At 30.4% G+C, this 21,356-nt stretch carries 19 protein-coding genes and 1 other annotated feature; all 19 genes read right to left on the bottom strand.

Annotated elements, in window-relative coordinates; all coding sequences use genetic code 11:
- Positions 1 to 3 precede the first annotated feature (3 nt).
- Positions 4 to 648, bottom strand: coding sequence for an O-methyltransferase (locus H8S10_RS00095; RefSeq protein WP_186837548.1), 645 nt, complete (start codon positions 646 to 648; stop codon positions 4 to 6).
- A gap of 17 nt (positions 649 to 665) precedes the next feature.
- Positions 666 to 1,679, bottom strand: coding sequence for an endolytic transglycosylase MltG (mltG, locus tag H8S10_RS00090; RefSeq protein ID WP_055263175.1), 1,014 nt, complete (start codon positions 1,677 to 1,679; stop codon positions 666 to 668).
- An 87-nt stretch (positions 1,680 to 1,766) separates the two neighbouring features.
- The gene (gene typA, locus H8S10_RS00085; protein ID WP_055263173.1) at positions 1,767 to 3,593 is read right to left on the bottom strand and encodes a translational GTPase TypA; all 1,827 of its coding nucleotides are present in this window, start codon (positions 3,591 to 3,593) and stop codon (positions 1,767 to 1,769) included.
- 207 nt (positions 3,594 to 3,800) lie between these two features.
- Entirely contained in the window at positions 3,801 to 5,468 is a 1,668-nt protein-coding gene (locus tag H8S10_RS00080; protein WP_055263171.1) for a ribonuclease J, read from the bottom strand.
- A gap of 64 nt (positions 5,469 to 5,532) precedes the next feature.
- Complete coding sequence (locus tag H8S10_RS00075; protein ID WP_148315727.1) at positions 5,533 to 5,997, bottom strand: Fur family transcriptional regulator; 465 nt, start codon at positions 5,995 to 5,997, stop codon at positions 5,533 to 5,535.
- Positions 5,998 to 6,017: 20 nt separating this feature from the next.
- Entirely contained in the window at positions 6,018 to 6,290 is a 273-nt protein-coding gene (locus H8S10_RS00070) for a DUF1292 domain-containing protein (protein WP_055263167.1), read from the bottom strand.
- A 52-nt stretch (positions 6,291 to 6,342) separates the two neighbouring features.
- Positions 6,343 to 6,762: a Holliday junction resolvase RuvX gene (gene ruvX, locus H8S10_RS00065; RefSeq protein WP_055263165.1), complete on the bottom strand. Its 420-nt coding sequence runs from the start codon at positions 6,760 to 6,762 to the stop codon at positions 6,343 to 6,345.
- 43 nt (positions 6,763 to 6,805) lie between these two features.
- Positions 6,806 to 7,063: an IreB family regulatory phosphoprotein gene (locus H8S10_RS00060; protein WP_032118073.1), complete on the bottom strand. Its 258-nt coding sequence runs from the start codon at positions 7,061 to 7,063 to the stop codon at positions 6,806 to 6,808.
- Positions 7,064 to 7,193: 130 nt separating this feature from the next.
- Positions 7,194 to 9,842: an alanine--tRNA ligase gene (gene alaS, locus H8S10_RS00055; RefSeq protein ID WP_055263163.1), complete on the bottom strand. Its 2,649-nt coding sequence runs from the start codon at positions 9,840 to 9,842 to the stop codon at positions 7,194 to 7,196.
- 64 nt (positions 9,843 to 9,906) lie between these two features.
- Positions 9,907 to 10,081: a binding site (T-box leader), on the bottom strand.
- 63 nt (positions 10,082 to 10,144) lie between these two features.
- Positions 10,145 to 11,173 carry an AI-2E family transporter gene (locus H8S10_RS00050; RefSeq protein ID WP_341379650.1) on the bottom strand — a complete coding sequence of 343 codons (1,029 nt, stop codon included), beginning with the start codon at positions 11,171 to 11,173 and terminating at the stop codon, positions 10,145 to 10,147.
- On the bottom strand, positions 11,170 to 11,658 hold the full coding sequence (locus tag H8S10_RS00045; RefSeq protein WP_186837547.1) for a PRC-barrel domain-containing protein: 489 nt from the start codon (positions 11,656 to 11,658) through the stop codon (positions 11,170 to 11,172). Before H8S10_RS00045 ends, H8S10_RS00050 begins: the two co-directional genes overlap by 4 nt.
- A 128-nt stretch (positions 11,659 to 11,786) precedes the next feature.
- Positions 11,787 to 12,863 (bottom strand): tRNA 2-thiouridine(34) synthase MnmA, encoded by a 1,077-nt coding sequence (mnmA, locus tag H8S10_RS00040; RefSeq protein WP_186837546.1) that lies wholly within the window; start codon positions 12,861 to 12,863, stop codon positions 11,787 to 11,789.
- 18 nt (positions 12,864 to 12,881) lie between these two features.
- Positions 12,882 to 13,325 (bottom strand): Fe-S cluster assembly scaffold protein NifU, encoded by a 444-nt coding sequence (nifU, locus tag H8S10_RS00035; protein ID WP_042395324.1) that lies wholly within the window; start codon positions 13,323 to 13,325, stop codon positions 12,882 to 12,884.
- A 1-nt stretch (position 13,326) separates the two neighbouring features.
- A complete protein-coding gene (gene nifS, locus H8S10_RS00030) occupies positions 13,327 to 14,511 on the bottom strand; it encodes a cysteine desulfurase NifS (protein WP_055263155.1) in 1,185 nt (394 codons plus the stop codon).
- On the bottom strand, positions 14,512 to 14,964 hold the full coding sequence (locus H8S10_RS00025) for an Rrf2 family transcriptional regulator (RefSeq protein ID WP_055263153.1): 453 nt from the start codon (positions 14,962 to 14,964) through the stop codon (positions 14,512 to 14,514).
- Between the two features lie 187 nt (positions 14,965 to 15,151).
- Complete coding sequence (locus tag H8S10_RS00020) at positions 15,152 to 16,420, bottom strand: replication-associated recombination protein A (protein ID WP_186837545.1); 1,269 nt, start codon at positions 16,418 to 16,420, stop codon at positions 15,152 to 15,154.
- A gap of 152 nt (positions 16,421 to 16,572) precedes the next feature.
- Positions 16,573 to 17,382 (bottom strand): CAP domain-containing protein, encoded by an 810-nt coding sequence (locus tag H8S10_RS00015; protein ID WP_243175802.1) that lies wholly within the window; start codon positions 17,380 to 17,382, stop codon positions 16,573 to 16,575.
- A 287-nt stretch (positions 17,383 to 17,669) separates the two neighbouring features.
- Entirely contained in the window at positions 17,670 to 20,321 is a 2,652-nt protein-coding gene (gene adhE, locus H8S10_RS00010; protein WP_186837543.1) for a bifunctional acetaldehyde-CoA/alcohol dehydrogenase, read from the bottom strand.
- Between the two features lie 303 nt (positions 20,322 to 20,624).
- Positions 20,625 to 21,209: a hypothetical protein gene (locus H8S10_RS00005; RefSeq protein WP_055263147.1), complete on the bottom strand. Its 585-nt coding sequence runs from the start codon at positions 21,207 to 21,209 to the stop codon at positions 20,625 to 20,627.
- Positions 21,210 to 21,356 lie beyond the last annotated feature (147 nt).

The raw sequence follows: 21,356 nt of genomic DNA, 5'->3' as shown, positions 1-21,356 counted from the left end.
TTTTTACCTCCTTCTAGTAATAGCAATTCCATCTCCCATAGGTATTACTGATGTTACTAAATTTTTATCATTTGAAACCATCTCTAAATATGTTCTCATTCTTTTAACTATAGTTATTTTTCTACGTTTAACTAAATCATCTGATGCAACCATACCTCTAAATAACACATTATCTGCTATAATAATTCCATCTTCTTTTAAAAGTCTTAAACAGTGAGGAAGGAAATGGTTATAATGACCTTTCCCTGCATCCATAAAGATAAGGTCATATGGCTCTTCTAGTCTTTCTAAAACATCTAAACACTCTCCAGCTTCAATAGTTATATTCTTCTCTAAACCAAAGCTTTCGATATTTTTCTTAGCGAACCCAATCATTTCCTCGCTTCTCTCAATAGTTGTTATATGTGGATTAGTTCCTGCAGCTTCATACATTAATATAGCAGAATAACCTATAGCGGTACCAAGCTCTAATATTCTTAAAGGCTTTTTCATCCCTACCATAAATTCAAGAAATTTTATTGTTTCTTTCTGTGCTATAGGAACTTTATTTTCCTCAGCAAAATCTTCTAATTCTTTGATTTTGCCTTCACTTTCAGGTATTAATGACCTTATATATCCTTCCATGTAATCATAGGTAATTCCACTCATTATATTCCTCCTACTAGTTAATATCCAAGTTCTTCTTGCTTCTTCATAAAATCTTCATCATTATTTGTAAAATAATGCTTATTATCACTTTCTAAAACATAAAATAGATAATCTGTATCTTCTGGCTTTAATGCTGCAATAATAGACGGTGCTCCTGGATTACTTATTGGTCCAATCGGTAATCCTTTGTAAAGATATGTATTATATAAAGAATCTATCTCTAAATCTTTATAATAAAGTTTATCCTTATGATATCCGTGAGCATATAATACAGTTGCATCAATACTCAATGTCATATTTTCATTTATTCTATTGTATATAACTGATGCAATAGTAGCTCTTTCTTCATCTACTCTTGCCTCTTTTTCAACCATTGATGCAACAGTAATTATGTTTTCAATATCATCATTATTGACTTCAACACCCAGGTTTGTTATTATTTCATTCCAAACCTCATCAAATCTATTCAATAAAGTTTGAACTATCGCTTCTGGTTTTATACCTTTTTCAAATTTATATGTATCTGGAAATAAGAAACCTTCTAGGTTATATCTTTTTTCACTATTTTCTTTTATGTATGATGGTAGAGGATATTCTTTTACAGCATTAATAAACTGGTCACTTTTACATATACCCTCATTTTCTAATTTTTCTGCTATGTCATCAATTGTAAAACCTTCAGGTATTGTAAAGTTTATGTAGCTATCTTCTGATTCTCTTTTTAATAGTTCAATAATATCCTTAATAGACATATCTTTATTCATTATGTACTGACCAGGTATAATATCTAAATTAAGTCTATTAATTTTAGTGTAAGCTTTTATAATTACTGTATTTTTAATAACGCCTTCTGATTTTAGTTCATTTAATAAGCTATAAAAACTTTCACCTTCATCTATCGTTACCTGATAATCTGAAACTATTTTTAAAGGTTTATCTATTACAGATTTAAATGCAACTATACCTACGATAATAAAACATAAGATTGTTACCATTGCAATCTTAATTAACCTTTTAGATTTAAAATTCATAAATACCCCCTATATATAAGTAAATAGCCCCTAAAGGCTATTCACTATTATAATACTTTTTTATGAAATTTTAAAGAAATTTAGCTATTATTTTTTACTTCTGCTTATTAATCTCTTTCTTTCAGCAGCATTTAACGCTCTTTTTCTCATTCTTACACTAACAGGAGTAACTTCAACTAATTCATCATGATTTATAAACTCTAATGATTGTTCTAATGTTAATTGAGTAACTGGTACAAGTTTAACTGCATCATCTGAACCAGATGCTCTTGTATTTGTTAACTTTTTCCCTTTACATACATTTATATCTATATCTTCTGCTCTTGAACACTCTCCAACAATCATACCTTCATATACTGGTGTTCCAGGAGTTATAAATAACTTACCTCTTTCTTGAGCATTAAATAATCCGTAAGCAATTGCTTCCCCTTGTTCAAATGAAACTATTGAACCTCTGCTTCTTGTTGGAATATCTCCTTTATATGGACCATATCCATTAAATACGTGGTTCATTATACCATTACCTTTTGTATCAGTCATAAATTCACTTCTGAATCCGATAAGACCTCTAGCTGGTATATTGAATTCTAATCTAGTATAACCATTTACAGCTGATGTCATATTAACCATTTCACCTTTTCTTGGTCCCATCTTTTCCATAACAGGTCCCATGAACTCTTCTGGTACATCTATAGTTAAGTATTCCATTGGTTCCATCTTTTTACCGTCAATAGTTTTAAATATAACGTTTGGTTTAGAAACTTGAAGCTCAAATCCTTCTCTTCTCATTGTTTCTATAAGTATAGATAAGTGTAATTCTCCTCTTCCTGAAACTTCGAAGCAATCAGGAGTTATCTCATTTACTCTTAAACTTACATTTGTTTCAAGCTCTTTCATTAATCTATCTCTTAAATGTCTTGATGTAACGAAGTCACCTTCTCTACCTGCAAATGGTGAATCATTTACCATAAAGTTCATGTTTAATGTTGGCTCATCAATTTCTATGTATGGTAAAGCTTCTGGATTTTGTGAATCTGCTATAGTTTCACCTATATTAGCATCAACAACACCACTTAAAGCAATTATATCTCCTAAAGATGCTTCTTGAACCTCTTCTCTTTGTAATCCATTATATCCAAATACACCTGATACCTTATAAGTAGAAGTTGTACCATCTTTTCTTACTAATGCAACTTGTTGATTTTTTCTTACTTTTCCTCTGTGGATTTTACCTATAGCAATTTTCCCTAAGTACTCATTAGTATCTAAACTTGTTACAAGCATTTGGAAAGGTCCATCAATATATCCTTTTGGACATTCAACATTTTCTATAACAGTCTTAAATAATGGTTCCATTCCCATATTTGTATCTTCAACATTGTATCTAGCAAAACCTTCTCTTGCTGATGCGTATATTATTGGGAAATCTAATTGCTCATCATCTGCACCTAATTCTAAGAATAACTCAAATACTTCATCAATAACCTCTTCTGGTCTTGCATTCGGTTTATCTATTTTATTTATAACAACGATTGGTTTTAATTTTAATTCTAATGCTTTCTTTAAAACGAACTTTGTTTGTGGCATAGGTCCTTCATATGAATCTACTACTAATAAAACTGAGTCTACCATATCAAGTACACGCTCTACTTCTCCGCCGAAATCAGCATGCCCTGGAGTATCTACAATATTTATCTTTATTCCATTGTACATAACTGCAGTATTTTTAGAAAGGATTGTTATACCTCTTTCTTTTTCTAAATCATTTGAATCCATAACTCTTTCATCAACTTTTTCATTAGATCTAAATACGTGACTTTCCTTAAACATAGCATCAACTAATGTAGTCTTACCATGGTCAACGTGAGCTATTATAGCTATATTTCTAATATCATCTCTACTTATTAATTCCATATATATTTCCTCCAAATTTGTAATAATAATTTTAAATTATATTGTCAGAAGTTTTAAAAGAGTAACTTCAAATTATTTAAATTATTATCTTTGCTTTAATGTAAACCTATAAATATTTTACCCAAAAAGAAAATTGGATACACATGTATCCAATTTCCAAATCTATAAGCTATTCTACTATCTATTTGACCTCTTGTCAACTTCCAGTTATATTTCCATTATTATTGGTAAAATCATCGGTTTTCTCTTAGTCTTTTCATATAGATAACTTCTAAGTTCATCTCTTACTCTAGACTTTAATGTAGCCCAATCATTTATCTTCTTTTCTTCACACTCTAATAATATAGATTTAACTATATCTCTCGCTTCATCCATCAATGGTTCAGATTCCCTTACATAAACAAATCCTCTAGATATAATGTCTGGTCCTGCAACAATTGCTTTATTTTCCTTTGATAATGTTACTACTACTGTTAAAATACCATCTTGAGATAAATGTTTTCTATCTCTTAAAACTATATTTCCAACATCACCAACGCCTAATCCATCAACAAACACTTGCCCTGCAGCCACTGATCCATTTTTCTTTATAGAGTTTCGTGTAACCTCGATTACATCTCCTATATCAGCAATAATAAGATTGTTTTCTGGCAATCCTACTGACATAGCAAGCTCTCCATGCTTCTTTAAATGTCTATATTCACCATGAACTGGTATAAAGAACTTTGGTTTTACTAATGCTTGCATTAACTTTAACTCTTCTTGATAAGCATGACCTGATACATGAATTTGTGCTAAAGATTCATAAATAACATCTGCACCGTTTTTGAAAAGCTGATTAATAACTCTAGATACAAGCTTTTCATTTCCTGGAATAGGTGTCGCAGATATAATTACTGTATCTCCTTGTTTTATATTTACTTTTCTATGATCTGATGAAGCCATTCTTGAAAGAGCTGACATCGGCTCGCCTTGACTTCCTGTAGTAATAACAACTAATTCATTATCATTATATTTGTTAATATGATCTATACCTATAAGTGTTTCTTTATCTACATCTATATAACCAAGATCCATAGCAACTTGCATATTATTTTCCATACTTCTTCCAGAAACAGCAACTTTTCTGCCGTAAATTTTACCGGCCTCTATTATTTGCTGAATTCTATGGATATTTGAAGCAAAAGTTGCTATTATAATTCTTCCTTTAGCTTTACCAAATATTTTAACTAAACTTTCACCAACCACTTTTTCAGACATAGTATATCCAGGTCTCTCAACATTTGTTGAGTCTGCCATCATTACAAGTACACCCTTTTTACCTAATTCTGCAAACCTTGCAAAATCCATTGGTTCACCATCAATTGGTGTATAATCAACCTTAAAGTCTCCTGTATGAAGCACCACTCCAAGTGGTGTATGAATTGCTATAGCAACTGAATCTGCTATAGAGTGATTTGTTTTGATAAATTCTACTGAAACAGAATTTAGTCTTATGACATCTCTAGGTTTAACCCTAATCAATTCTGTTGTGCTTAATAATCCATGTTCCTTAAGCTTTGTTTCTACTATCCCTAAAGTTAGTTTTGTTCCATATACCGGTACATTTAATTGCTTTAAAAAGTATGGTAATGCTCCTATATGGTCTTCGTGCCCGTGGGTTAGAAAAATCCCTGTAACTCTTTCTCTATTTTTAAGAAGATATGTTATATCTGGAATAACTAAATCAATTCCAAACATATCTTCATCTGGAAATCTTAAGCCACAATCTATTATAACAATATCATTTTTGTATTCGATAGCTGTTAAATTTTTTCCTATCTCGTTTACTCCGCCTAAAGGAATAATCTTAACTTTAGCTTTTTCGTTTTTCATATGTCCCCTCCTTCATCTCTTTCTTGTATATGTATCAATCACGCTTTTAAGCGAGAGTTCCCCCTTATTTTAAGTCTTCGTTACAGTCGCAACACTCTGAACAAATTCCAAAAAACTTTACACTATGATCTAATATCTTGAATTTATAAGTTTTTTCTATTCTTTCTTCAAGTTCTTCTAATAAATCATCTTGAACTTCATAAACTCTTTTACACTTATTGCATACTAAGTGATGATGTCTATGCTCCTCATCACTATGAACTAATTCATATCTACTACATCCATCATTTAAATCTAATTTATATATAACATTAACTTCTTCTAAAAGTAATACTGTTCTGTATACTGTTGCTAAACCTATATCAGGACATCTTTTCTTTACTTCATCATAAATCTCTTCTGCAGTTAAATGTTGACCTTCTTTTTCTATTATTATATCAAGTATAGCTCTTCTTTGAGGCGTTAATTTATATCCCTTTTCCTTTAAATTTTCTTTTAGTTCATTTATATTAATACTTATTCCTCCCATCATAACACCTCTTCATATATTTATTCATCAATAAAAATAGTATTATATGCTTCTTCTACAGCTGCTAGTTCTACTTCATTATCTATTAGTTCAAAAGCTTCTTCTCCATCTTCATCCTTAGTTACTTTTAAAGCAAATGGATTTTCATCTGGATATGCTTCATCTTCTACTATAACATATTCACATTTCTCATCGTTATCTGGATTAACCACATCAAAAAAAGCTATTACCTTTAAGTTTATTTCATTTCCATCTTCATCGTATAATTTAATGTTTTCTAATTCTTTTTCCATTTTTTTCTCCTTTGAATCATTTTAAATTTTATTTTAATGTATTGTCATTTTTTTATTTACTAAGTCTTAACTTGTCAAGATAACCTTGAAGTATGTATATTGCAGCTATCTTATCAACAATCTTTTTTCTCTTTCCTCTTGAAAGATCTGCTTCTAGCATTGCTCTATGTGCAGCAACAGTAGTTAGTCTTTCATCCCACATTTCTATAGGCAAGCCAGTTTTCTCTTTAATTACTTCTGCTAGAGCAATAACTCTCTCCCCAGACTCTCCTATAGTTCCATTCATATTTTTAGGTAATCCAATAACTATAGTTTCTACACCATATTCCTTACATATCTTATGAACTTCTTCTATATCTTGTTCTTTTTTTGTCCTTCTAATAGTTGTAATTCCTTGTGCTGTCCATCCTAGGGGATCACTTAAAGCTACTCCTATAGTCTTTGAACCAACATCTAGCCCTAATATTCTCATTAAAAACTCCTTAAATTAAAAGTGCCCGATTAACGGGCACTTTCTACTTTATTTCTAAATAAGATTTTATTACTTCTTCTAGTATTTCATCTCTTTCAAGCTTTCTAAGTAAAGCCCTTGCTCCGTTGTAACTTGTAATGTAAGAAGGGTCTCCTGAAATTAAATATCCAACTAATTGATTTACAGGATTATAGCCTTTTTCTTTTAATGCCTTATATACATCTGTTAATATAGACTTTGTTAAATCTTCTTTATCAACACCTAAGTTGAATTGCATTGTTCTGTCAAGATTGTTTTCCATACTGTGCTGCTTATTTGCAGCTCACCCCCTTACGTTTTTTACAACTATTAATAGTATTATCACTTTTAGATTATTTATTCAAATATTGTTAACTTAATTATATAACAAAACTTTATAAAAGTATACTATTTTACTTAACTAAATTTTCTATTACTTCGTAAGCAACTTCGATAGCTTGTGAAATATTACTTGGATTCTTACCACCAGCTTGAGCCATATCCGGTCTTCCTCCACCGCCGCCACCAACAACAGCTGCAACTTCTTTTATAATCTTTCCACAATGGATTCCATTAGCTAATACATCTTTAGTTGCCATAGCCACTAAATTAACCTTATCTCCACCATTACTTAATAAGATTACCACACCACTACTCATCTTACTTCTAATTTTATCAGCTAAATCTCTTAAAGCATTTCCATCAACGCCTTCTAATCCATAAGCTATAGCTTTAATTCCAGATATATCTCTTGCAGAATTTAATATATCATCTTCTGCACCTGAAGTTAGTTTAGCTTTTAATTCAGCTATTTCCTTATCTTTTTCCTTTATTTCATTTCCTTGCGATGCAATCTTCTTTAAGATATCTTTCTCATTACATTTTAGTGTTGAACACGCTTCTTTTAATAGTCTTTGTTTTTCTTCCATATATCTTATAGCATTTTTACCTGTTAAAGCTTCAATTCTTCTTATTCCAGCTGCAACACCAGTCTCAGATATAATTTTAAAGAAACCAATCTCCCCAACATTACTAACATGAGTACCACCACATAATTCTTTTGAGAACTCACCAGCTGATACAACTCTTACCTTATCTCCATACTTTTCATCAAACAGTGCAGTTGCACCTGATGCTTTAGCTTCGTCAATTGTCATTAACTTAGTGCATACAGAATCAACTTCCATTATCTTTTCATTAACTAAATCTTCAACTTTTTCAATTTCTTCAATTGTTAACCCTTGGAAGTGAGTAAAGTCAAATCTTAATCTTTCATTATCAACATATGAACCTGCTTGATGTATATGTGATCCTACTATTTCCTTTAAAGCTGCTTGTAACATGTGAGTTGCAGTATGGTTTTTACAAACACTATTTCTTCTAACCTTATCAACCTTTAAAGTTACAACATCATTAATTTTTATAGTTCCATTTTTAACTTCAACATAATGAATAGTTTTTCCACCAACATTTTTCTTAGTATTATAAACTAATGCTGTTCCATTTTCTCCTTCTATTATACCTGTGTCACCTATTTGACCACCCATTTCTGCATAAAAAGGAGTTTTATCTGTTAGAATATAACCTTTATTTCCTTCTGATAATTCTTCAACAAACTCTTCATCTGTTGCTAGAACTACAACTTTTCCTGTTCCTATAGTATCAGTATATCCAATAAATTCAGTTTCTACATCTGCTTTAACTTTATTTATTGGAACTTCTTCACTTCCCATATACGAAGTTTCGCCTCTTGCACTTCTAGCTCTTTCTCTTTGAGCTTCCATTTCCTTCTTAAACTCTTCTGAATCAACAGTCATCTCTTTTTCTTCTAAAATCTCTTCTGTTAATTCTATAGGGAATCCATAAGTATCATAAAGCTTAAATGCTTTTTCACCACTTAAAACTTTAGTTCCTATCTCTTCTAACTCCGCAATATAACCTGATAATATATTCATACCAGCATCAATTGTCTCATTAAATCTTTCTTCTTCTAAAGTTATTATCTTCGTAATATACTCTTTATTTTCTACTAGTTGAGGATATGATCCACCGTAATTTTCTATTACAGCATCTACAACTTCCTTTAGGAATAAGCCTTTAATTCCGATAAGTCTTCCATGTCTAGCAGCTCTTCTAAGTAATCTTCTTAAAACATAACCTCTACCTTCATTACTTGGTTGAACACCATCAGATATAAGCATTGTAACAGCTTTAACGTGATCTGTTATAATTCTTAAAGATACATCAGTGTTACTTTCTTTTCCGTATTCAACACCAGATAGCTTAGATACTCTATTTAGTATATTTTTAACTGTATCTATTTCAAATATGTTATCAACACCTTGCATTATAGTTGCAATTCTTTCTAATCCCATACCTGTATCTATATTTTTATTCTTTAATGGAGCATAGCTTCCATCTTCTTGTTTATCAAATTGAATAAATACTAGGTTCCAGAATTCAACTATTCTATCTGCATCAGATGCAGCTACGAAATCTTCAACATTTGTAACTGGTGCTACGTCTACACCTCTATCAAAATGTATTTCAGTACAAGGCCCACATGGTCCAACAGTTCCAACTTCCCAGAAGTTATCATCCTTACCTAATCTAAAAATTCTATTTGGGTCTATATCAGTTTTAGAAGTCCAAATATCATAAGCTTCATCATCTTCTAAATAAATAGTTACGTATAGTTTTTCTTTAGGTAACTTTAAAACTTCAGTTACAAATTCCCATGACCATGGAATAATTTCATTTTTAAAATAGTCTCCAAAGGAGAAATTTCCTAACATTTCAAAGAAAGTACCGTGTCTTGATGTCTTACCAACATTTTCAATATCACCGGTTCTTATACACTTTTGACATGTAGTTACTCTCTTACTTGGTGGGGTTTGTATACCTGTAAAATATGGCTTAAGCGGTGCCATACCAGCATTAATCAATAATAAACTATTATCGTTCTTAGGTACTAATGGAAAACTTTCCATTCTTAAGTGTTCTTTAGATTCAAAGAACTTTAAAAATTGCTCTCTTAAATCATTTGCTCCTATGAATTGCATATAATTTCCTCCATTTTTACTATTATTATAATTTTATAAAATAAAAAAGTCTTCATCCCTAAAAACAAGGGACGAAAACTTGAATTCCGCGGTACCACCCTAATTATGTACTAAATTGCACATCACTTAAAGCATAAAGACTCCAAGATAGCTTCAATATGATAAATAAGAAGTTTGCACCAACCACTTCCTCTCTTTATATTTATTACATACCTACTCATTCTTTTCATCGTCTTTTATATTTATTTGTTTATTCCTAGGCAAATTATAGTTTATTTATAGCATTATGTCAATTCTTATCCTTAAAATAAGTAATAATTAATATCATCATATATCACTTTTATTATAACCAATATAGGAACAGCTAAGATCATTCCAGCAGCTCCTCCAATTTTACCACCTAATATAAGCAATATAATAATGATTATAGGATGAAAATTTATACATACCCCAGTAATTTTAGGCGCAAGCAAATCTCCTTCAATCTGTTGAATTACAAATGCGCCTATTAGAGCTAATATAGCTTTTGTAGGTGATTGCATTAATGCTATAAATACTATAGGAGCTCCCCCTATAATTGGGCCGAAATAAGGGATGATATTAGCTATTGCATTAAGTATAGCTAATATAAGTGGCAATTTTATTCCTAAGATTATTAACATTATAAAAGTTAGCACACCAATAATTCCTGATAATAATAACTGACTGATAATATACCTACTTAGAACCTTGTCAATATTACCATTTATTTTTCTAATTAATATCCTTTTATCTGTTGGGAATATTAATAACAATTTGTTATATATAAGCTCCCCATCAGCCAAAAAATAATATGCCACTACAGGAACTATAGCAAATCCAACTAAATTTTCTAAAATAGAAGCTATATTGTCTATTAAATTTCCTGATAAAGATGCTAAAAACAAATTTATTTTTTCATTTATTTGAATGTATGCAGTTTCAAATAAACTCAAATCACTTAAATTAAGTTTATTAGCCATATTCATTAAATACAATTCAACATTATCTAACATAACTCCAAAATTTCCACTTTCATAAATTATAGTAGGAACTATAAAATATATTATAGTAGTAAATAAACCTATGGATAAGATAATTATAATTAAAGATGATATTCTTTTAGAAATTTTAAACTTATCACAGAAATAGTTTCTTAGAGGCTTTATTGCATAAGCTATAATAAAAGATATTAATATTAAATTTACAACAGAACGTACTGGATCATAAAAAAAATAAATTGATAAAAGTAATATAAAAATAAGTACTATACATATTTTTATTAATATAGATTTATATTTTCTTTTAATCACGATATTATTCCTCCTAAGTTATGAGGTAATGTTTTAAGCCTAATATAGTCCTTCCCTTTATAGAGAATAAATTTTTCGCATAAAACACATCCACTAGATAAAATGATTTCTTTCCCTTTAAACATTGTATCTATAACTCCAGAGCTTATTATCATACCTTTAACAGTAAATGTATCCTTATCTATTATAAGATCCTCCAAAACACCCTTCATAACATTTTTATTATCTATAACATCCATAAATTTAATATTATTAAATGTTAGACCTTTATAACTTTCAATAGAAGAAACTATAAGTACATCCTCTAAAGAGAGTATACTTTCTTTTTTAATAAAATTCTTTTTACTAAAAATAGATAAACTTGAGATAATAAAACCTATAATACTGCCCTCATAAAAATCTATAGCTATATCACTTATTTCCCCTAGATACTTTCCATTTGTATCATAGACTTTCATCAAATAAAAATCTCTAGTTTTAAACATAGATTTTCTCCTTTTAAATATTATTTTTTTATTATTGCCTTATCTAAATAATATTATTACTAACAACTAGCTATTTTTTCTAATAAAAAAAGAAGTCATATAAAATGACTTCTTACAAGCTAAATGTATTATAGAATCTCTTCTATTATTCCACCACCAACAACTATATTACCTTGATAGAAAACAACAGATTGACCTTTAGTTATAGCTCTTTGTTTATCTTTAAAGCTAACTTTAACCCTATTACCTTCTAATTGTGATATAACGGCTTCTGCTGGTCTTCCTGAATATCTAACCTTCGCTTCAACAGTTAGTTCGCCCTCTAATTTATCAAAAGGAATAAAATTAACATCTTTGGCAACAAGATCTGTTTTAAATATATCTATCTCTGGTCCTAGAACTACTTCATTAGTTTGTGGATTTATATCAGTTACAAAAACCGGTCTTCCAAGTGCTATTCCTAACCCTTTTCTTTGACCTATAGTATAATAAACTATACCTTTATGTTTACCTAATATATTACCATTCTTATCAACAAAATTTCCTGGAACAACCTCTAAAGGTCTAGCTTCTGAAATATATCGTCCGTGATTATTGTCTGGAATAAAACATATTTCTTCACTATCCTTTTTATTATGTACCGCTAATCCGATTTCTTTAGCAATCTCTCTAATTCTGTCTTTTGTATATTCTCCACAAGGCATTAATGTATGTGCTAATTGATCTTGAGTAAAATTATATAATGCATATGTTTGATCTTTTCTATCATCATCAGAACGAATTAAAAGATACCTTCCATCTTTCTCTTCTATCTTTGCATAATGACCTGTTGCTACATAATCAGCACCAATCCCTTTTGCTTTTCTTAATAACTCATCAAATTTCAAATGTTTATTACAAGCTATACAAGGATTAGGAGTCTTTCCATCTATATATTCTTGAACGAAATAATCAATAACTTTTTCCTTAAAACTATCTCTAAAGTTCATTACATAGAAAGGAATACCTATTTTATCCGCAACTCTTCTTGCATCATCAACAGCAGAAAGTGAACAGCATCCACCTTCTCTCTCTGTATACTCATTATCTTCTTGCCATATTTGCATTGTTACACCAATAACATCATAACCTTGCTCTTTTAAAAGGTAAGCAGCAACGGAACTATCTACTCCGCCGCTCATACCTATAACTACTTTCTTTTTCATTAACTCACACCTTAAATTTTATTCATGACCATGAACAGCATCATGTAATTCATCGTGATCTGTTTCTTCAAATTCCCATCCTTCTGTGCTTAATCCAGCATTTTTTCTGTAGTCATTTATAGCTTTATGAATAGCTTCTTCAGCTAACACTGAACAGTGCATCTTAACTGGTGGAAGTCCATCTAACGCTTCAGCAACAGCCTTGTTTGAAAGTTCCCAAGCTTCTTCTAAAGTTTTACCTTTAATCATTTCAGTTGCCATTGAAGATGAAGCTATAGCAGATCCACAGCCAAAAGTTTGGAACTTAACATCTTTTATTATATTATCTTCAACCTTTAAGTAAACTCTCATTATATCTCCGCACTTAGCATTTCCTACTTCTCCAATACCATTTGCGTCTTCAATTTCTCCTACATTTCTTGGATTTCTAAAATGGTCCATAACCTTATCTGTATATATCATATTATTTTTCTCCCTTCTTCACAAAATCACTCCATAATGGTGACATATTTCTAATTCTTTCTATAATTCCAGGTAATACCTCAATAACATAATCAACATCCTCTTCTGTTGATCCATCTCCTAAAGTTAATCTTAATGATCCATGAGCTTTTTCATGTGGTAATCCTATCGCTAATAATACATGCGATGGATCTAATGATCCTGAAGTACAAGCACTTCCACTTGATGCACATACACCCTCAAAATCTAGAGATAAAAGTATAGATTCACCTTCTATAAATTCAAATCTTACATTTACATTACCAGGTAATCTTTTATCTCCTCTTGGTCCATTTAAATATGAATATGGAACTTTTTCTAATATTCCGTCTATTAGTTTATCTCTTAATGAAGATAATTTCTCCATATGACATTGTAAATCTTCAGTTGCTAACTCTATAGCTTTTCCTAATCCTACTACAGAAGCAATATTTTCAGTACCAGCTCTTCTAGCTCTTTCTTGCCCACCGCCATGGATTAAGTTGTCAATCTTTATTCCTTTTCTTATGTATAATGCACCTATACCTTTAGGACCGTATATCTTATGTCCTGCTAAAGATAATAAGTCTATATTCATTTCTTTAACATCAACAGGGATATTTCCTACTGCTTGAACTGCATCCGTATGGAAGAATACCTTTCTTTCTCTACAGATTTGACCTATTTCCTTTATAGGTTGAATAGTTCCAATTTCATTATTAGCAAACATAATTGATACTAAAATAGTTTTATCAGTTATTGCATTTTTTAATTCTTCTAAATCTATAAATCCTTCTTCATTTACATCTAAATATGTTACATCAAAACCATTTTTCTCTAAATATTCACAAGTGTGAAGAACAGCATGATGTTCTATCTTTGTAGTTATTATATGATTACCTTTTTTTCTATGTGCTGAAGCAATTCCTTTTATCGCCCAGTTATCTGCTTCAGATCCACCTCCTGTAAAGTAAACCTCATTAACATCACAATTAAGAGCTTTAGCCACTTGACCTCTAGCCTTATCTATAGCCATCTTCGTTTCTCTTGAAATCCCATAAAAAGATGATGGATTTCCAAATTTTTGAGTAAAATATGGCATCATTTCTTCTAAAACCTCTGGCTTAACATATGTAGTAGCCGCATAATCCATATATACTGTTCTCATTTACTGTTCACTCCTCTTTAAAACTAAAGTTTCATTCTTTTCTTTTATTCTATTGTAGTCATCTACTATATCTTGTAATGTTATGTTTTCCATAACTTCATCTATACTATTTTTAATCTTTGTCCATAAAAGCCTTGTAGCACAACAATCAATGTTATCACAAGATACCCCTTCAATACAATCAGCAATTTCTATAGGTCCCTCAAGAACATACATTATATCAGAAACTTTTATGTCTTTTGGCTCCCTCCCAAGGACGTACCCCCCTTGAGCACCTCTTATACTATTTATAAGCTTTGCCTTTCTCAAAGGAGAAAAAAGTTGTTCTAAATAATATTCAGAAATACCTTGTCTCTGAGAAATAGTTTTTATTGATAGAGGGGATTTACCATGGTTTATAGCAAGTTCTACCATAGCTTTTACTCCATATCTTCCTTTTGTAGATAGTTTCATTTTCTCACCCCTTATTCTGACTCTTTTGCTCTGCTTTATATTTATATCATACTAACTTACTCTGCTTTTGTCAACTATACTAATTAGTTTTTTAAATTTTTAATTAATAATAAGTTTTTCATATACTTTTTTTGTCAAAACTTTTATTTTAAATATAAAAAATGCTTATTTTATTAATCTATAGCCATTATTTTTCCTTAATCGCTCTCCAATAATCTTTAGTAGCTTTTTCAAATTTATTATCTCCATATTTGTAATAGCTTCTATCTTTAATGTTATCAGGAAGATATTGTTGTTCTACATAATGCTTAGGATAATTATGAGGATATTTATACTCTAACCCTCTCCCCAACTTAGAAGCCCCACTATAATGAGCATCCTTCAAATGCATAGGTATATCCCCTATAGTAATATCTTCTAAATCTCTAAGTGCAGCATCTAATGCCAAATACGCCGAATTTGATTTAGGACTTGTTGCCAAAAGTATAGTTGCTTCAGCTAATGGTATTCTGGCTTCTGGAAAACCTAGCTCCCTTGCTGAATCTACTAATGATTTTACAATTAAAGCTGCTTGTGGATAAGCAAGCCCTATATCCTCAGATGCTATAACTTGAAGCCTTCTACAAATAGAAATCAAATCACCTGCTTTAACTAATCTAGCTAAATAATGAATAGCTGCATCTGGATCACTACCTCTAATTGATTTCTGAAAAGCACTTAAAACATCATAATGAGCATCTCCATCCATATCATAGGATATAACTTTATTTTGTGTAGAATCTTTAACTACATCAATATCTATTAATATAACCTTATCTTCATTAGGTTTAGTAGAATTGAGAGCTACTTCTAACCCATTTAAAGCTTTTCTAACATCACCATTACAATATGATGCAAGGTACATCTTCGCCTCATCTGTAACTTCCAACTTTATTTCGCTATAATCTTTAATTTTAATATCTATAGCTCTATTTATAGCTTTTTTGATATCCTCTTCACTTAAAGGTTTAAATTCAAAGATAGTCGATCTAGACAACAACGCTTTAAATATGTAAAAATACGGATTTTCTGTTGTTGATGCAATAAGGGTAATTCTTCCATCCTCTATATACTCTAATAAGGATTGTTGTTGCTTCTTATTAAAGTTTTGTATCTCATCTAAATATAAAAGCACTCCATTTATCCCCATGAATGTATCCAATTCTTTTGTTATATCTTGAATATCCTTCAAGGATGCATTTGTAGCATTTAATTTATAAAACCTTTTACCAGCTTTCTCTGCTATAATATTGGCTACTGTAGTTTTCCCAACACCTGGTGGCCCATAGAAAATCATATTAGAAATACGTCCACTTTTTACTATTCTATCTAAAATTTTGTTTTCACCCAATATATGTTGTTGTCCATAAACCTCACTTAACTTTTTTGGCCTAACTAAATCCGCTAACGGTTTCATTCTAACACCTCAAATTTATTTAAATTAAAAATTTTAAACTCCTATCATCACAAAAGTATAACATAATTTATATTATATATTAAAATCTATAATAAAAAATAGGAGCTATTACAAAATGTATAGCTCCTTAAATAATTAAAGTTAATATTTATCTATCTATAAAACTCTTGTGTTGCATAAACTGTATTACCAATCTTATATACCCCTACTCCAATAGAAGTAAAATTAGTTGATAATATATTAGCTCTATGACCTGATGAATTCATCCAGTTAGTCATAAATTGATTAGCTAATGTAGCTGCATCAGAAACGCCACCTATATAAGCTATATTTTCTCCCCACGAACTATAACTTACACCATCCCTTTGCATTTGAGCTGTTATAAGTTCACCTTCTGGATTATTATGGTCAAAGTATCCCCTATCTCCCATATCTTGAGATTTTATTCTTGCATAACGCTCCATCGTACTATTATAAGCTAGTGGAGCAAGTCCATTTTTACTTCTTTCTTCATTCACTTTATTAAAAATCATACTTTCTACTTCAGCCATAAAATCAGAAGAGTAGCTTGGAGTTTGTGTTTCAATGTTTGGTTCAGAGAATTCAATACTATTCTGCTCTGATTCTACTACTTGTGTGGATTCCTCAGTATAATTCTCTATAGCATCATTAGATGCTTCCATTTCTTTTTCTACATAATTTTGGATTGGCTGCGAATTTTCTATCATTGCAGTTTGGACATCACTATCATTGGTAATTTCTACGCTTTCAACCTCTACGTTTTCTTGAGATTTATCATCATCTTTTTCTATCGAATTATTTTCTTCTATACTTTTCTCTTGAATAACTTTTTTATCAGCTAAATTGCTTGAATCATCAACCTTTGAACCTAATACAATAGCAGCACCCAATCCCCCTATTATACAAATCGATATAATCGCGGCTATAAGTTTATTTTTCATTGTACCACCCCTTTTTATTTTTTCGAACAACATAATACTTGTCCAATATTTTATTAGTAAAGTACTTTTACTTCACTTAACATAGCCAATTACATTTATACCATAAAGCTGCTATTATCTTAATAGTAGATTCCTGTTTAACATTGAATAATCTCTCTTTATTTTCATAACTTTCATTAATTACTATATGTAACCTCTATTCTTTTACAATAAAAATAGGACCTTAGCATTTCTACTAAGATCCCTATTGAAAGTAATAAATTTTTTACATCATTATTTATAAAGTACTATTTTTGTTTCTTTTCTTTTTTCTTTGTATTTTCTACTGCTGCTTCTGCCATAACATTAGCCTTTTCTCCATAATATGAAGTAATATACATTTCTTTTAACTCACTCATTAATGGATATCTTGGATTTGCACCTGTACATTGATCATCAAATGCTTGCTCTACCATTTCATCTAATGTTTCCATAAATTTAACTTCACTTACTCCAGCTTCTTGAATTGTCTTTGGCATATTAACCTTTGCTTGTAATTCGTCTATTGCCTTTAATAATAATTCAACTTTTTCAGCTTCAGTATTTCCGCCTAATCCTAAGTGATCAGCAATTCTTGCGTATCTCCATGCTGCATTTGGATACTTATATTGAGCAAATGCTGCTTGCTTAGTTGGTGCATCAGTAGCATTAAATTTGATAACTTCTTTCATAACTAAAGCATTAGCCATACCGTGTGGTAAGTGATGGAATGCACCTAGCTTATGAGCCATTGAGTGATTAATTCCTAAGAATGCATTACTAAATGCCATACCTGCCATACATGAAGCATGGGCCATCTTTTCTCTAGCTTTAACATTAGTAGTTCCCTCGTTATAAGCATCTGGTAAATATTTAAATACTAATCTTATTGCTTCTAACGCTAATCCATTAGTATATTCTGAAGCCATAATTGAAACGTAAGCTTCAATTGAATGAACTAATACATCTATACCAGCACAAGCTGTTAACCCTTTTGGTGATGTCATCATTAATTCAGCATCAACTATAGCCATATCAGGTGTTAATTCATAGTCAGCTAATGGATATTTAACTCCAGTTTCTTCATCAGTTATTACTGCGAACGGTGTTACTTCTGATCCAGTACCAGCTGAAGTTGCTATAGCAACCATCATTGCTTTTTGTCCCATTGTTGGGAATTTGTATATTCTCTTTCTGATATCCATAAATGTCATAGCCAAATCATGGAAGTTAACTTCTGGATGTTCATACATAACCCACATAATCTTTGCAGCATCCATAGCTGATCCACCACCTAATGAAATAACAACATCTGGTTGGAAGCTTGTCATTTCTGCTGCTCCAGCTCTAGCACATCTTAAAGTTGGGTCTGGCTCAACATCAGAGAATATTTTATATTGAATTCCATTCGCTTCTAATATTTCAGTAACTTTATTTGTATATCCTAATTCAAATAACACTCTATCTGTTACTATGAAAGCTTTCTTTTTACCCATCTCTCCTAATTCTTGTAAAGCAACTGGTAAACATCCGTATTTGAAGTAAGTTTTTTCTGGAACTCTAAACCAAAGCATATTTTCTCTCCTTTCAGCTATACTCTTAACGTTTATTAAATGCTTAGGACCAACATTTTCTGAAACTGAGTTTCCACCCCAAGAACCGCATCCTAATGTTAATGATGGTGCTAATTTGAAGTTATATAAATCTCCGATTGCCCCTTGAGCTGCTGGCATATTTATTAAAGTTCTAGCAGTTTTCATTCTTTCGCCAAATACTAATACTCTATCTCTATTTATTATTTGATCTGTATAAAGGATTGAAGTATGTCCCATACCACCTAATTCAATTAATCTATCAGCCTTATCTAAAGCTTCTTCAAATGTAGTAGCCTTGTACATAGCTAAAACTGGAGATAATTTTTCATGAGAGAATGGTTCTTCTAATTCAACAGATGTAACTTCTCCAACTAATACTTTAGTTGTTTCTGGAACATCAACACCAGCCATTGTTGCTATCTTATGAGCAGTTTGTCCAACTATATCAGCATTTAAGCCGCCTCTTTCATTTAAAATAACTTTTCTTACTTTATCTCTTTCTTCACCTTTAAGGATATACGCTCCTCTTTCAGCTAATTCAGTTCTCACTTCATTATAAACTTGTTCTAAAACTATTATTGATTGTTCTGATGCACAAATAACTCCGTTATCAAATGTTTTTGATAATAAAATTGAATTTACAGCCATTTTAATATGTGCACTTTCATCTATAATTGCTGGTGTATTACCTGCTCCAACACCTAAAGCTGGTCTTCCTGATGAGTAAGCAGCTTTAACCATTGCTGGCCCACCTGTTGCAAGAATTATATCTGACTCTCTCATAACATTTTGTGATAATTCAACTGATGGTTCATCTATCCATCCAATTATTCCTTCTGGAGCTCCAGCTTTTACCGCTGCATCTAATACTATTCTAGCTGCTTCAATTGTCGCTTTTTTAGCTCTTGGATGTGGTGATATTATTATTGCATTTCTAGTTTTTAAGGCTATTAAACACTTAAATATCGCTGTTGATGTTGGGTTTGTTGTTGGAACTATTGCTGCAATAACTCCGATTGGCTCAGCGATTTTAGTAATACCATTTGTTTTATCTTCTTCTAAAACCCCACAAGTTTTTAAGTTTTTATATTGATTATATATATATTCAGCTGCAAAGTTATTTTTAATTACTTTGTCTTCAACTATTCCCATTCCTGTTTCTTCAACAGCCATCTTCGCTAATTTAATTCTATTATGGTTAGCTGCTAAAGCTGCTTGTCTAAAAATTTCATCAACTTGTTCTTGATTAAATTTTGAAAATTCTCTTTGAGCCTTTCTTAATTCTTCAATTCTTTTTGTTAACTCTTGAGCATTTGTTACTATCATTCTATTTCCTCCTAAATATATATGAATTTTACTTATTTACTTATTTTAGTTATTTAACTTATACTGTGTTTGTTATTTTTTTAACATCTCCTATGTCTTTATTTTATTCTATTGTTTATTTTTTGTCAATCTTTTTCATGGTAATTTTTGAATTTTATTTTTAAATACTTCTCCCCCTTTGTAAAACCTTTGTATTTACGAGTATTTTTATTTATCATTTCCTTTTTATCCTTTTTTTACTTTTTAAGCACAAAAGCAATTGTTATCTATATAACAATTGCTTTTATGTATGTATTATCAATCCTAATTAAATTCTGTTACTATTTCCTTATTTACTATACCAGTTTTATTAAATATTATTTCTTTTACTTTATTACTCTCACTATTAGCTACTCTAAGGTATATTTCTTTATTAGCCGTATTAATAACTATAAACTTTCTACTACCTATCTGATTTTGTACGGTAGTTATTGATTTTATCTTATCCCATGATAAAAAATTTCCATCATAACATACAATTCCTTCTTCATACATAATAGGTTTTACAAGTATACTTAAAATAAAATTTATTATTAAAAAAAGACTCAAAATACCTATAGTCAGCTTATTTAAAGTTCCAGATTTACTATAAAGTTTCTGTACCATTACACTTAACATATATTTACTAATAATTATTTCCTCATCACTTTTTTTGGTTAATCCAATTAAATTACTCATAAATATAATTAATCCAAGTAAAGGATAATATCTAATTTTACCTTTAAAACTATATATCTTTTTAGATATTTTTGTATTATTTATAATCTTTTTAATTATCATAGAACCAAAATCATATATGCTATATACAGATAACCCTATCGCTATTATCATAAGTACATCTTGCCACATTTCTTCACCTCGTAATAATTTACAATTTTAGGGTTAATCATATTTCTTAACCCTTATATATCAAGGCCTTTATGGCCAAGATTTTTTATATCACTCAAATTTTTCAGTATCATTTTTGCTCCTTTGGATAAAACTAATAGCATATAC

The organism is Clostridium sp. NSJ-49 (assembly GCF_014287725.1).
Lineage (GTDB): Bacteria > Bacillota > Clostridia > Clostridiales > Clostridiaceae > Clostridium > Clostridium disporicum_B.
The sequence above is the reverse complement of the archived record's forward strand: the minus strand, read 5'-3'. Positions and strand labels throughout refer to the sequence as shown.